The organism is Streptomyces griseochromogenes, assembly GCF_001542625.1.
In the GTDB taxonomy this organism is placed as follows: Bacteria; Actinomycetota; Actinomycetes; order Streptomycetales; family Streptomycetaceae; genus Streptomyces; species Streptomyces griseochromogenes.
Window position 1 is genome coordinate 2,175,648 of sequence record NZ_CP016279.1, and the last position, 13,048, is coordinate 2,188,695.

Consider the following 13,048-nt stretch of genomic DNA (forward strand, 5'->3'; position numbering starts at 1 on the left):
GGCTGCCCGGCCGGCGCCCAGGGGGAACCCGAGCCCGTGCTTCGGTGAACTGGCCGGAGACCAGCGCCACTTGAGGGCGTGCGTCGGCTTCTCAGCCCCGCGTCCGCCTCTCAGTCCTGCGCCGGCTCCACCGGCAGATCCTCCACCGGCAGGCCCTCCTTGCGCCACGCCTGGAAGCCGCCCACCAGGTCCGTCGCACGGTGCAGGCCCAGCTGATGGAGGGAAGCGGCCGCGAGGCTGGAGGCGTAGCCCTCGTTGCAGATGACGACGACGCGCAGGTCGTGGCCGGTGGCCTCGGGGACGCGGTGGCTGCCCTGGGGGTCGAGGCGCCACTCCAGTTCGTTGCGCTCGATGGCGAGGGCGCCGGGTATCACCCCGTCCCGCTCACGCAGAGCCGCGTACCGGATGTCGACCAGCAGGGCCTCGCCGGTCAGCGCAACCTCGTGCGCCTCCCGCGCCCCGATGCGCCGATAGCCCGCGCGAACCCGTTCCAGCAGGTCGTCGATGCCGACCGCCCGCACGTTCGTACCGCCGCTCACTGCCAGTCCTCCGGGCGCTCGACCTGCTCCAGGCGCAGCACCTGGCCCGTGCGACTGTAGCGCCGGATCCGCGGCAGCGGCGGGTAGTAGGCGTGGACCGAGATCGCATGCCGGTCGGGCGACTCGTTGAGCACCTCGTGCACATGGTGGTGGCCGAAGGTACGGCCCTGCCCGGCGGGCAGCCGGCGCTCGCGGTCCACGCCCTCGGTGAGTTCCAGCGTCTTCCAGCCGTCGGTGGGCAGCCTGGCGGCCAGCGAGCACTCCGTGAGTTCGCCCGAAGCGGTGAGGAAGGCGCCGACCGAGTCGGCGTGGTCGTGCCAGCCGGTGCCGGCGCCGGGCGGCCAGCCGATCAGCCAGGCCTCGCTGCCACCCGGGCCCTCCAGCCGCACCCAGGTGCGGCCCTGAGGGTCGAGCGGAAGCGAGGCGATCAACTCGGTGTCGGCGGCCGTGCGTCGTACGAAGTCGAGAAGGTCGGTCTGGGTCGGCGCCGAGCCGGCCGAGCGGGCGGCGGCAGGGGACGCGGTGGGGGAGACAGACACGTACACCGTCCTGAAGAAGGTTCGCCGAACGGACGCACGAGGCGTCCGGGAAAGAAAGGGGGAGCGAATTCAGCAGGACGGGCGACACACGCAGCCCGCATAGCGGACGAGGTCCATATGGACCCTCCGCCACAGGCGCACACAGGTGTCGGTCACGATCCGGAGTACAGCACGCTGCCGCACTCCGGTCAACTCACTGTCACCATCCGGACAGAGGGTGACAGTGCTCACGGTCAGCGGGCGCCGGAGCCGGCCTCCGCCTCCTTCTTCTCCCGCTCCTCCTCCTTCACGGCGCCGCCCAGCGTCGCCTCCGCCGCCGCGTACAGGTCGGCCGGGCGGACCCCGCTCAACGCGGTGACCAGGTGGCCGTCGGGGCGCACGAGCAGCACGCTGTGCGCCGGCGCTCCCGGATAGGTCTCCGCCACCAGCAGCTCGGCCCGGTGCGGGAGCGCCGTCACCGCGGCCGCGAGGCGGGGCATGACCCCGGCGGACATCCAGTGCTTGCGGTCCCACACCCCCGTACCCGGCGCGATCAGTACGACGAGCAGGGCGCCACGGCCCATCCGGTCGCGCAGCTGTACGAAGGAACCGTCCTCCGCCGTGACCCGCACATCGGCGACCGGCGCACCGACGGGCGTCTCGACCGTGATCTCCCCCTCCAGCTGCCGGGGCGCGAGCGGCGAGTCGGCGTACGAGCCCGGCCTGCCGACCGGGCCGCGCCCCAGGTGACCGTCCGTCAGCAGCGCGTCGTGGCCGCGGGCCGCGCCGGGGACGTAGTGGCGCAGGCCGCCCGAGCCGCGCAGTACCGGCAGCACCTGGTCGGCAGCGCGCAGCCGGGCGGCGACCGCGGCGCGCCGCTCGGTCTGGTAGCTGTTCAGCAGGGCCTCGTGCGGGCCGTTGTGCCAGGCCGTGGCCAGCTTCCAGGCGAGGTTGTCGGCGTCCCTGAGGCCCTCGTCGAGCCCCTGGGTACCGAGCGCGCCGAGCAGGTGGGCCGCGTCCCCGGCGACGAAGACCCGGCCGGCACGCCACCGCCGGGCCAGCCGGTGGTGCACCGTGTGGACACCTGTGTCCAGCAGGTCGTACGCCGGTGTGGACTCGCCCGTCCAGCCCGTGAGGGTCTCGCGGATCCGGGCCACCACGATCTCGGGCGTGACCAGCTCCTTGCCCGGCGGCAGCAGCCAGTCCAGGCGCCACACGCCGTCCGGGAGGGGGCGGGCGGTCACCTCCCCGGCCGAGGGCCCGGACGACCGCCACGGCGGCATCCGATGGAGCAACGCACGGCCCTCCAGGGGAAGTTCCACGCGCAGCGCGGCGACCGCGTGCCGCTCCACCGCCGTACGGCCCGGGAAGCGGATGTCCTGCAGCTTGCGGACGGTCGAGCGGGGCCCGTCGCAGCCGACCAGATAGCTGCCGCGCCACCAGATGCCCTGGGGACCACGGGTGTGCGCGGCGACGCCGGAACGCTCCTGCTCGATCGAGTCGAGCCGGCTGTCCACGGCGATCTTGACGCGCGGCTCCTCGGCGATGGCCGCGCGCAGGGCGGTGGTGAGGACGTGCTGGGCGATGTGCAGCGGGGCGGCGGGGTCCCCCTCGTCGAAGGCGATCTCGCCGATCACCTGCTTGCGCCGCACCGACCGCCAACCGGCCCATCGCACACCATGGTCACCGAGGGCGACTCCGGTCAGCCGCTCCAGCAGCGCGGCCGTGTCCTCGCGCAGGACGACGGTGCGCGCCGGGCGTACCTCGTCCTTGCCGGGGCCCTCGTCGAGGACGACGGCCGGTACGTCCTGGCGGGCCAGCGCGAGGGCGAGCGTGAGCCCGACGGGCCCCGCGCCGACGACGATCACCGGGTCCACGACGCGGCGCCCCCTGCCCGTAGCGGTGCCCTGACGGACATGGGTGAACAGGTAGGTGGAGCGGGGTGCACGATCACAGAACGTATGCAACCCATTGGCAGAGTTTGCGTCAAGTGACCAGAGGCAGTGGCGATCATGCCACTGCCTCCAGATGGGTCAAGCCGCTTGAGTGATCGTCACCTTTCGGCGCCGGTCGCCGCCGTCCCCGCTATCGCCGCCGCGTCCTGGACCCCGATCACCGCGCCGGTCGACTTCTTGCGCCGCCGCAGCCGTCCCTCCAGCCAGCTCGCGAACGAGGTGAGCGAGAAGTTGATGGCCACGAAGATGACGGCCACGACGGTGAAGGAGGCGATGGTGTTGGCGCCGTAGTAGCTGCTCATCGTGCTCGCCGAGGAGAGCAGTTCGGGGAAGGTGAGGATGGCGCCGCCGATCGCGGTGTCCTTCACGATCACGACGAGCTGGCTGACGATCGCCGGCAGCATCGTGGTGACGGCCTGCGGCAGCAGGATGAGCCGCATGACCTGCCCCTTGCGCAGGCCGATCGCCAGGGCCGCCTCGTTCTGCCCCTTCGGCAGGGCGAGGATGCCCGCGCGGACGATCTCCGCGAGCACGGAGGCGTTGTACAGCACCAGGCCGGTGACGACCGCGTACAGCGGACGGTCGTCAGAACTGACGTCCGTGTACTGGCTGTACAGCTCCATCCCGAAGATCATCAGGACCAGTACCGGGATCGCCCGGAAGAACTCGACCACGGCGGTGGCCGGAACCCGCACCCACGCATGGTCCGAGAGCCGGGATATGCCGAGCACCGCGCCCAGCGGCAGCGCGATGATCATCGCCAGCGCCGCAGCCTTCAGCGTGTTCTGCAGGCCGGGCCATATGTAGGTCGAGTAGGCCTCGGTGCCGCTGAGGTACGGCTTCCACAGCGCCCATTCCAGCTGGCCCTTGTCGTCGAGGGACTTGTAGACCCACCACACGACGGCCGCGAGGACGACCAGGAAGGCCGCCGTGTACAGGACGTTGCGCCGCTTGGCGCGGGGCCCTTGAGCGTCGTACAGGACCGAACTCATCGCTTCACCGCCACCTTCTTGCTCACCCGGCCGAGAAGCAGACCGGTCGGCAGCGTCAGGCAGCAGAACCCGAAGGCGATGACCGCGGAGATCGCCAGCAGCTGCGCCTCGTTCTCCAGCATCGTCTTCATCAGGACCGCCGCTTCCGCCACGCCGATCGCGGCCGCCACCGTCGTGTTCTTCGTCAACGCGATCAGCACGTTGGTCAGCGGGAGGACGGCCGCGCGGAAGGCCTGCGGCAGCACGATCAGACCCAGCACCTGGGTGAAGTTCAGGCCGATGGCCCGGGCCGCCTCCGCCTGGCCGACCGGCACTGTGTTGATGCCGGCGCGGATCGCCTCGCAGACGAAGGCCGAGGTGTAGACGATCAGGCCGAGCACGGCCAGCCGGAAGCTCTGCGTGTCGACCTGGTCCGAGCCCAGGGTGACGCCCAGCGTGTCCTTCAGGCCGAGCGAGGCGAACAGGATGATCACCGTGAGCGGGATGTTCCGCACGATGTTCACGTAGGCGGTGGCGAAACCGCGCATGAGGGGCACCGGGCCCACCCGCATGCCGGCCAGCAAGGTGCCCCAGATCAGGGAGCCCACGGCCGACAGCAGCGTGAGCTGTACCGTCGTCCAGAACGCGCCCAGCACGTCGTACTTGTCAAGAAAGTCGAACACGATCTCCCGCGCTTCCGCGTGTAGGGATGCCCCGGTGCGCCGCTCTCACGGACGGCGCACCGGCGGGCACTGCCTCAGCTCTTGATGTCGCCGATCTTCGGAGCGGGCTCGTTCTTGTAGTTGGCCGGGCCGAAGTTCTTCTCCACGGCCGTCTTCCAGGAACCGTCGGAGACCATCTCCTCCAGCGCCTTGTTGATCTTGGCCTTGAGGTCGCTGCCCTTCTTGACGCCGATGCCGTAGTTCTCGTTGGTCATCTTGAAGGCGCCGAGCTTGAACTTGCCCTTGAACTGGGGCTGGGCGGCGTAACCGGCGAGGATCGAGTCGTCTGTGGTCAGGGCGTCGATGGCCTTGCTCTGCAGACCGGTCAGGCAGGCCGAGTACGTCGGGTACTGCTGCAGCTGCGCCTTCGGGGCCAGCTTGTCGTGCACGTTCTGAGCCGACGTCGACCCCGCCACCGAACACAGCTTCTTCTTGTTCAGGTCCGACGGCGACTTGATGGTGCTGTCGTCCGCGCGGATCAGCACGTCCTGGTGGGCCAGCAGATACGGACCGGCGAAGTCGACCTTCTTCTGACGCTCCGGCGTGATCGAGTAGGAAGCGGCGATGAAGTCGACGTCACCGCGCTGCAGCATGGTCTCGCGGTCGGCGCTCTTCGACTGCTTCCACTCGATCTGCTTGGCGCTGTAACCGAGCTTCTTGGCGACATAGGTGGCCACGTCGACGTCGAAGCCCGTGTAGCCCTGCGGGGTCTGCTGGCCGATGCCCGGCTGGTCGTACTTGATGCCGATGGCGATCTTCTTGCCACCGCCGGAGGAGTCGTCGTTCTTCTTGCCGCCGCCGCACGCGGTGACGGACACGGCGAGGGCGAGGGTGACGGCCGAGGCGGCGGTGACCTTGCGGAGCTTCATGGTGAACATCCTTTGAGTGGTGAAAGACGAGGTCCGTGACGGACGGGTGGCCTCAGGTCGTCGGCAGGGCCGGGTGCGCCTCAGTGGTGCAGGATCTTCGAGAGGAAGTCCTTGGCCCGGTCGCTGCGCGGATTGCTGAAGAACTGCTCCGGCGCGGCCTGTTCGACGATCCGGCCGTCCGCCATGAAGACCACCCGGTTCGCGGCCGAACGAGCGAAGCCCATCTCGTGGGTGACGACGATCATCGTCATGCCCTCACGGGCGAGCTGCTGCATGACCTCGAGAACCTCGTTGATCATCTCGGGGTCGAGGGCCGAGGTCGGCTCGTCGAAGAGCATCACCTTCGGGCCCATCGCCAGCGCCCGCGCGATGGCGACGCGCTGCTGCTGGCCGCCGGAGAGCTGCGCGGGGTACTTGTCGGCCTGGGTGCCCACACCGACCCGGTCGAGCAGGGCCCGGGCCTTCTCCTCGGCCTGCTTCTTGTCCGTCCTGCGGACCTTGACCTGCCCCAGCATCACGTTCTCGAGCACGGTCTTGTGCGCGAAGAGGTTGAAGGACTGGAAGACCATCCCCACGTCCGCCCGCAGCCGGGCCAGTTCCCTGCCCTCGTGCGGCAGGGCCTTGCCGTCGATGGTGATGGCGCCCGAGTCGATCGTCTCCAGGCGGTTGATGGTGCGGCACAGGGTCGACTTTCCGGACCCAGAGGGCCCGATGACCACGACGACCTCGCCGCGGGCGATCGTCAGGTCGATGTCCTGGAGGACGTGCAACGCGCCGAAGTGCTTGTTGACGCTCTTCAGGACGACCAGTTCGTCGGTCGCGGCCGCGTTTTCCTTGGCCACCGATACTTCGGTCATCGCTCTCGGGCTCCGTCCTCCTCGGGTTTTCGAGGACAGTAGTGAGAGGCTGTGACCTGCGTCATCACATCTGAGGGAGATCTGAGCATCACGATCCGATAGCAATCGGACACGTGTCGTAGCACTTGTGCCCGGTGTGCATATCGGCCGGATAACGGAAGCGATCGGCAACCGGAACCCTCTTGACGCCGTCCTTGTCCATCGGCGTGACTTCCTTGGTGCACGCGCGCGTGCACACGAGATACAAGCCGAGCGAGAACCATGACCGTATGACCGATGAACCGGAGGGGGCCGGGATGAGGCTGCTGCTCGTCGAGGACGACAACCACGTCGCCGCGGCTCTGTCCGCCGTCCTCACGCGGCACGGCTTCGAGGTCACCCACGCGCGCAGCGGTGAGGAGGCCCTGCAGGCTCTCGTCCCCGAGGGCGCCGGTTTCGGTGTGGTCCTGCTCGACCTGGGCCTGCCCGACCAGGACGGTTACGAGGTCTGCGGCAAGATCCGCAAGCGCACCGGCACCCCGGTGATCATGGTCACCGCGCGCTCCGACGTCCGCTCCCGCATCCACGGTCTGAACCTGGGAGCCGACGACTACGTGGTGAAGCCCTACGACACCGGGGAGCTGCTGGCCCGCATCCACGCCGTCAGCCGGCGCACCGCCCACGAGGAACCCGCGCCCGGCGGCGAGAGCGCCCTGAACCTCGGTCCGGTCCGCATCGAACTGCCCACCCGGCAGGTCAGCGTGGACGGTTCGGTCGTCCAGCTGACGCGCAAGGAGTTCGATCTGCTCGCGCTGCTCGCCCAGCGCCCGGGAGTGGTCTTCCGGCGGGAGCAGATCATCAGCGAGGTGTGGCGGACCAGCTGGGAGGGCACGGGCCGCACCCTGGAGGTGCATGTCGCCTCCCTGCGCGCCAAGCTGCGCATGCCCGCGCTGATCGAGACCGTACGCGGCGTCGGCTACCGGCTCGTCGCCCCGGCCGCCTAGCGGGCACGGGTGCGCACACGGCTCCTGCCGCTGCTCATCGTCCTGATGGCGGCCGTACTCCTCGCCCTCGGCGTCCCGCTCGCCGTCAGTGTGGCCGCCGGCCAGCAGCAGACGGTGGTCGTCGACCGGATCGACGACACGGCGCGCTTCGCCGCGCTCGCCCAGTTCGTCACCGACGGGCCGAGCGGACCCCGCCATGGGGCTCCGGACGAACGCCAGGAGACGCTGCGGCGGGAACTGGACAGCTACTACGGCGTCTACGGCATCCGCGCGGGCGTCTTCTTCCGCAACGGCTCGGCCATGGGCAACGCCCCCGGCGACTGGTTCGTACCCGCGACCGGGGAGGTGCGGGAGGCGTTCGACGAAGCGCTGCTGAGCCGCCGCAGCCACGATCCCCGGCAGGTGTGGCCCTGGCAGCGCAGCCGGCTGGTCGTCGCCTCCCCGGTGATCCGGGACGGGGACGTCGTGGCGGTGGTGGTCACCGACTCGCCCACCGGACAGATGCGTTCGCGGATCCTGCGCGGCTGGCTGTTCATCGGGGCCGGCGAGATCGCCGCCATGCTGCTCGCCGTCGGCGCCGCGCTGCGGCTGACCGGCTGGGTGCTCAGACCGGTACGGGTTCTGGACGCCACCACCCACGACATCGCCACCGGGCGCCTCAAGTCCCGGGTCGCCGCCGCCGGCGGGCCGCCGGAACTCAGAAGGCTGGCCCGCTCGTTCAACGAGATGGCGGACAACGTCGAGGACGTGCTGGAGCAGCAGCGCGCCTTCGTCGCGGACGCCTCGCACCAGTTGCGCAACCCGCTCTCGGCGCTGCTGCTGCGCATCGAGCTGCTCGCCCTCGAACTCCCTGAGGGCAACGAGGAGATCGCCTCGGTCCGCACCGAGGGCAAGCGCCTCGCGCAGGTCCTGGACGACCTGCTCGACCTGGCGCTGGCCGAGCACGCCGAGGCCGACCTCGCCGTGTGCGACATCGGCGCGCTGGCCGAGGAGCGGGTGGCCGCCTGGTCACCGGCCGCCGCGGCCAAGGACGTCCGGCTGGCCGGCAACTGCCCGCCGACCACCGCCTGGGCCGACCCGATCGCCCTGTCCAGCGCGCTGGACGCGGTGATCGACAACGCCGTGAAGTTCGCCCCCGAGGGCGGCACGGTCGAGGTCGCCGTCACCTCCGACGGCGACACCTCTACGATCGTGGTCACCGACACCGGTCCCGGCCTCACCGATGAGGAACTCGCACGCGTGGGCGACCGTTTCTGGCGCAGCGGCCGCCATCAGAACGTGAAGGGCTCGGGCCTCGGCCTGTCCATCAGCCGCGCCCTGCTCGCCGCGGGCGGCGGCTCGATGACCTACGAGCACCACGAGCCGCGCGGGCTGCGGGTGACGGTGACGGTGCCGAGGCACGGGGAGCCGGGCCAGGCGCCGCCCGAGGAGCCTCGCTAGGGCTTGACCGACCGGTAGTAGCGACGGGCGCCCTCCTGCAGGGGCAGCGGGTCGGTGTAGATCGCGGTGCGCAGGTCGACCAGCTGTGCGGAGTGGACATGGGCCCCGATGCCGTCACGGCTCTTGATCACCGTGCGGGTGACCCACTCGGTCAGCCGGGGATCCATGTCCTTGCGGGTCATCAGCAGGTTGGACACCGCGATCGTCGGCACCGCGGAGCCGTGCTGTACGGACGGGTACGCCGACTCGGGCATGTTGGTGACCCGGTAGTAACGGGCCGCGTCCCCGGCGGCGTGCAGTTTGGTGACAAGGCCGCCGTCGATCGGCACGAACGTGAAGCCGGACCTCTTGGCCAGCTCGACCAGCCCCTTGGTGGGCAGCCCGCCCGACCAGAAGAAGGCGTCGATCCCGCCCCGCTCAAGACGGGCCGGCCCGGTGTCTATGCCGTCCGCGACCGCGGTGATGTCCTTGCGCGGGTCGATGCCCGCCGCCCTGAGCACCCGGGTCGCGATCAGCCGCACCCCGGAGTCGGGCAGACCGATGGCGACCCGCTTGTGCCGCAGGTCGGCGACGCTGCGGACCTTCGAGCCGCGCGGCACGACCAGCTGAAGGTAGTCGTCGTAGAGCCTGGCCACCCCGCGCAGCCGGCCGGCGCCGGCGCGGTCCTGCGTCTCGTACGCCTCCACGGCGTCGGCCGCCGCGATGGTGAAGTCGGCCTTTCCGGTCGCCACCCGCTGGACGTTCTCCTGCGAACCGGCGCTGTTCAGCAGCTTCACCGTCAGACCCGGCATGTCCCTGCTCAGCTCGGTGCGCAGCCGCTCGCCGTACTCCTGGTAGACCCCGCGCGGCGTGCCCGTGCTGAAGACGATCGTTCCGCTCGGCGGCTTCTCGCCCAGGGGCAGCAGCCACCACAGCAGCAGTCCGAGGGTCACGACACCGACGGCCGTGGCCTGCAGCGCGCGGCGGCCGCTGAGAGGGGGGAACACCTTGGGCATGCGGGCGATCCTGCCAGGCCGTGCACGGGGCTGACCAGGGCCGGGGTCACGGCGGGGCGCCGGGGTGAGCGGGGCGGCGCTGTCAGTGGCGGCCGTTAGAGTCGCCGTATGAGCCATTCACCCGCCCACCTCGTCCGTGAGTTCCACCGCACCTTCGGCCTCGACGCCCGCGCCACGCCGAGCGAGGTGAGCCCCGAACTGGCCGCGCAGCGCGGGGAACTGCTCGCCGAGGAGGCCGCGGAGGTCGCCGAGGTGTCGGTCGAGGGCCCGCTGGACCGGCTCGCGCACGAGCTGGCGGACGTGGTCTACGTGGCGTACGGCACGGCCCTGGTCCATGGCATCGACCTCGACGCGGTGATCGCCGAGATCCACCGCGCCAACATGAGCAAGCTCGGCCCCGACGGGGAAGTCGCCCGCCGTGCCGACGGCAAGGTCCTCAAGGGCGAGCACTACCGGGCGCCGGACGTCTCGGCCGTCCTGCGCCGCCAGGGCTGGATACCGGGCGGCGCGGCCTGACGTCCGCGACGGCGCCTACGACGACAGGGAGCCGCCCGCCAGTTTCCACTCGCGGTGCAGCGAGCCCAGCGGAAGGCTCCGCTGCAGGACCGGCGTGCCGAAGATGGACAACTGGAGCCGCAGGGTGCCGGACAGGTCGACACCGCCGTACAGCCCCCAGGTGCCCTTGGCCTGCACGCCGCCGGTGCCCGAGTCGGCGGTGACCGAGCCGGCGGCCTCGCCGCGCAGGTACGGTGCCAGGTCGGCGGTGACGCCGACGGCGCCGTAGAGGCCCACGGACGCCTCGGCACCGAGGGCCGTCTTCACGCTTCCGTCGGTGGTCAGGGAGGCTCGTACGGGCGTGCTCTTCATGTCCGCCGAGCTGACCGGAGTCCACCCCTTGGCCAGGCCGAAGGTCCCGCCCGCCTTGAAGTCGCCCTTCAGGCTCTGCTGGACGTCGACGGAGACGTGACCCTCGGCGCTGATCTGGAAATAGCAGGTCAGGTCGAGGTTGACGACCACGGGTACGGGCCCGACCTGCAGGACGGGGTCGGCGTGCAGCTTGGCGAACGGGATCCGCAGCGGGGCGCCCGTGGTCGCGGCGGCCCGGCCCTTCACGGCCCACCCGGAGGTCCAGTCGCCGGAGACGCCGAGGTACGCCGAGCCCGGAGCCGCGGCGCTCCCCGTACCGCCGTAGGTGAAGTCGACCTGCGGGGCCACCTGGACGAATCCGGAGACCGAGGCGGTCGCCGACGCCGGGGCGTCCTTGGACGTCGGTACTTCGGCGCCGACGTCCAGCCGGAGGCTGCCCAGCGGCACGGTCGCGCCCTTGGGACCGACGTGCACGTCACCGGCCTTGGACCAGGAGACCTTGACGTCGGGCAGCAGCTTGTCGACGGCGAAGGAGGACGGGTCGACCGGCACCGTGCCCTTCGCCGTGTCGTCGCCCAGCAGCGAGTTCAGGGCCGCCGGTTCGGTCTGCACCTCCGTGCCGCGGTCGGTCTCGCCGATCACCTTGGTGACCCTGGCGAGCAGCCCGCGCGGCGCTCCGGGCGCCGGGGCGCTGGCGATGACGTCGCCCACGGCGGCGTCGTGCGGTGCCGCAGGGGAAGCCGCGGAGGGGGTGGGCGACGCGGGCGACGCGGGGGAAGCGGGGGAAGCCGAAGGGTGCTGCGAAGTCCCGCCGCGGGCCGGCCCCTTGGAGATGACGGCACGCCGGGTCCGGCCGTCGTACGAGCTGATGCTGAGCTCGGTCTTGTGCGCCCGCCTGCCCGAGCCGGCCGGGCCGGCCGTGGCCGTCGCCGTGGCGGAGGGCTCGGGAGCGGCCGCGACGGTGAGCCGGTGGTCCGTGGGGCCGTCGGCGGCCCGGACGTCCCGGCCCTGGCCCGCCGCCGGACGTTCGGCGTGCGGCGCCGGCGAGGAACAGCCGGCGGCGAGGAGGAGGGCGGTCACGGCGAAAGCGGGCAGGAGGGCACGCCTGTGCCTCGTGCGTCTGCGCAAGGTCGGTCCTGTGGAAGTGGGGGGTGACAGTGAAGAGGCACCGACAGCAGCCGGTTCTACCAATGGGTAAAACCGGCTGGTAACTCGGTGGTGAGCCATGAGCATGCCATGGCTGCCCGCACTGATCCCTCACAATTCGGCCACATCGCAACGTGACCTGAACCACGGCGAGTTCAGGCCGTGTAATGGCTGGATTCCAGACAGGCTTGCGAGTGAGAGGCGGACGGGCCCCGGCTGTCGTGGCCCGCACCCCGAAAGAGGCCGGCGAGCCCCGGCCGCCGTGTCCCCCGGTCGCCGGGGCGGGTCAGCGCGGCGCGCCCCCGTGGCCGGGGAGGCCGGTGCCGCCGAGTCTGGTCAGCAGGGCGGACAGCAGGCCGAGCTCCTCCTCGCTCCACGCCCGACCGGCGAAGATCTCGGCGGCGGTCTCCTCGGCCGTGGCCAGCATCTCCTTCAGGCGCAGCCTGCCGGTCCCGGTCAGCGACGCATAGGCCACCCGCGCGTCACGGGCGTCCGACTCGCGGGTCACCAGCCCGATCCGCTCCAGGGGTGCAAGCCCGCGGGTCACCCCGGACGCGGTCAGTCCCAGGGCCTCGGCAAGGTCGACCCGGCGCATCCGGCCGCCCGGCGCCTGCCCGAGGCGCAGCAGCATGGTGAAGTCGGCCAGGCTCACGCCGTGCAGCCCGCCGAGCCGGGCGTCGAAGCGCCGCACGAGTGCCGCCTGTGCCCGAATCAGCCGCAGCGAGGCGTCGAGGGCGTCACTCACGTCCGTCTCCGCTCATGGCCACTCCCTCTCGCCCGCCGGCCGGTGGCCCATTCATTGTCATATCCTTGAGTGCTCAAGTTTATGACCCGCTCGAACGCACGGCTCGTCGCTGTCGCTTCCCCAGAGGCGCCTGGGAGAGGTCCTCCGCGCCGGACCTGAGGTTCTTGAAGCCGTAGCCGCGCCCGGTCAGCCACGCCCTCGCCGTCTCCTCGGCCCGTTCGGTCGCCTCCAGGATGTCCTCCTCTTCCTCCCCGGTGTCGGAGAAGCGGAAGACGAAGGCGGTGCGGGCGGCGATGTCGTAACTGAGGTGCCCCTCGGGGGTGTAGGCGGCGTGCAGCACGTCGTGTTCGGCGGCGTCGGCCAGCAGGTCGGCCCGCTGTGCGGCGCTGAGGCCGTCGAAGACGCCGCGGACGGTGATACGAAAGGTGCGGGTACTCATTG

General features: G+C 70.9%; 15 protein-coding genes. 3 read left to right on the forward strand and 12 right to left on the reverse strand.

Features of this window, described 5'->3' with window-relative positions:
• Positions 1-110: 110 nt before the first annotated feature.
• From AVL59_RS09895 to AVL59_RS09925, 8 genes are all read right to left on the reverse strand, one after another.
• Positions 111-539, reverse strand: a complete 429-nt coding sequence (locus AVL59_RS09895) for a rhodanese-like domain-containing protein (RefSeq protein WP_208870341.1) — start codon at positions 537-539, stop codon at positions 111-113.
• Positions 536-1,078 carry a cupin domain-containing protein gene (locus AVL59_RS09900; protein WP_067317075.1) on the reverse strand — a complete coding sequence of 181 codons (543 nt, stop codon included), beginning with the start codon at positions 1,076-1,078 and terminating at the stop codon, positions 536-538. Before AVL59_RS09900 ends, AVL59_RS09895 begins: the two co-directional genes overlap by 4 nt.
• Before the next feature lie 69 nt (positions 1,079-1,147).
• Complete coding sequence (locus tag AVL59_RS56290) at positions 1,148-1,195, reverse strand: hypothetical protein (protein ID WP_309506048.1); 48 nt, start codon at positions 1,193-1,195, stop codon at positions 1,148-1,150.
• Positions 1,196-1,311: 116 nt separating this feature from the next.
• Positions 1,312-2,934: an FAD-dependent monooxygenase gene (locus AVL59_RS09905; protein ID WP_067301691.1), complete on the reverse strand. Its 1,623-nt coding sequence runs from the start codon at positions 2,932-2,934 to the stop codon at positions 1,312-1,314.
• Positions 2,935-3,110: 176 nt separating this feature from the next.
• Positions 3,111-4,004, reverse strand: coding sequence for an amino acid ABC transporter permease (locus AVL59_RS09910; protein WP_067301694.1), 894 nt, complete (start codon positions 4,002-4,004; stop codon positions 3,111-3,113).
• On the reverse strand, positions 4,001-4,666 hold the full coding sequence (locus AVL59_RS09915; RefSeq protein WP_067301697.1) for an amino acid ABC transporter permease: 666 nt from the start codon (positions 4,664-4,666) through the stop codon (positions 4,001-4,003). Before AVL59_RS09915 ends, AVL59_RS09910 begins: the two co-directional genes overlap by 4 nt.
• 74 nt (positions 4,667-4,740) lie before the next feature.
• Positions 4,741-5,574, reverse strand: coding sequence for a glutamate ABC transporter substrate-binding protein (locus AVL59_RS09920; protein WP_067301699.1), 834 nt, complete (start codon positions 5,572-5,574; stop codon positions 4,741-4,743).
• An 80-nt stretch (positions 5,575-5,654) separates the two neighbouring features.
• The gene (locus AVL59_RS09925; protein WP_067301702.1) at positions 5,655-6,431 is read right to left on the reverse strand and encodes an amino acid ABC transporter ATP-binding protein; all 777 of its coding nucleotides are present in this window, start codon (positions 6,429-6,431) and stop codon (positions 5,655-5,657) included.
• A 296-nt stretch (positions 6,432-6,727) separates the two neighbouring features.
• On the opposite strand from AVL59_RS09925, the gene AVL59_RS09930 reads away from it, so the two are divergent.
• Positions 6,728-7,414: a response regulator transcription factor gene (locus AVL59_RS09930; RefSeq protein ID WP_067317079.1), complete on the forward strand. Its 687-nt coding sequence runs from the start codon at positions 6,728-6,730 to the stop codon at positions 7,412-7,414.
• Between the two features lie 9 nt (positions 7,415-7,423).
• Positions 7,424-8,854: a HAMP domain-containing sensor histidine kinase gene (locus tag AVL59_RS09935; protein WP_067301705.1), complete on the forward strand. Its 1,431-nt coding sequence runs from the start codon at positions 7,424-7,426 to the stop codon at positions 8,852-8,854.
• On the opposite strand, the gene AVL59_RS09940 is transcribed toward AVL59_RS09935, so the two are convergent.
• Positions 8,851-9,849, reverse strand: a complete 999-nt coding sequence (locus AVL59_RS09940; protein WP_067301707.1) for a TAXI family TRAP transporter solute-binding subunit — start codon at positions 9,847-9,849, stop codon at positions 8,851-8,853. The genes AVL59_RS09935 and AVL59_RS09940 overlap by 4 nt on opposite strands.
• A 108-nt stretch (positions 9,850-9,957) precedes the next feature.
• Here AVL59_RS09940 and AVL59_RS09945 point away from each other — a divergent pair, with 108 nt between their 5' ends.
• Positions 9,958-10,365 carry a pyrophosphohydrolase domain-containing protein gene (locus AVL59_RS09945; protein WP_067301710.1) on the forward strand — a complete coding sequence of 136 codons (408 nt, stop codon included), beginning with the start codon at positions 9,958-9,960 and terminating at the stop codon, positions 10,363-10,365.
• A gap of 15 nt (positions 10,366-10,380) precedes the next feature.
• Here the strand turns inward: AVL59_RS09945 and AVL59_RS09950 are convergent, their stop codons facing one another.
• The 3 genes from AVL59_RS09950 to AVL59_RS09960 all read right to left on the reverse strand — a co-directional run bounded on the left by AVL59_RS09950 (position 10,381) and on the right by AVL59_RS09960 (position 13,046).
• The gene (locus AVL59_RS09950) at positions 10,381-11,796 is read right to left on the reverse strand and encodes a hypothetical protein (RefSeq protein WP_237281467.1); all 1,416 of its coding nucleotides are present in this window, start codon (positions 11,794-11,796) and stop codon (positions 10,381-10,383) included.
• Between the two features lie 352 nt (positions 11,797-12,148).
• Positions 12,149-12,607, reverse strand: coding sequence for a MarR family winged helix-turn-helix transcriptional regulator (locus AVL59_RS09955; protein ID WP_067301716.1), 459 nt, complete (start codon positions 12,605-12,607; stop codon positions 12,149-12,151).
• Positions 12,608-12,686: 79 nt separating this feature from the next.
• Complete coding sequence (locus AVL59_RS09960; protein ID WP_067301717.1) at positions 12,687-13,046, reverse strand: DUF6204 family protein; 360 nt, start codon at positions 13,044-13,046, stop codon at positions 12,687-12,689.
• Positions 13,047-13,048 lie beyond the last annotated feature (2 nt).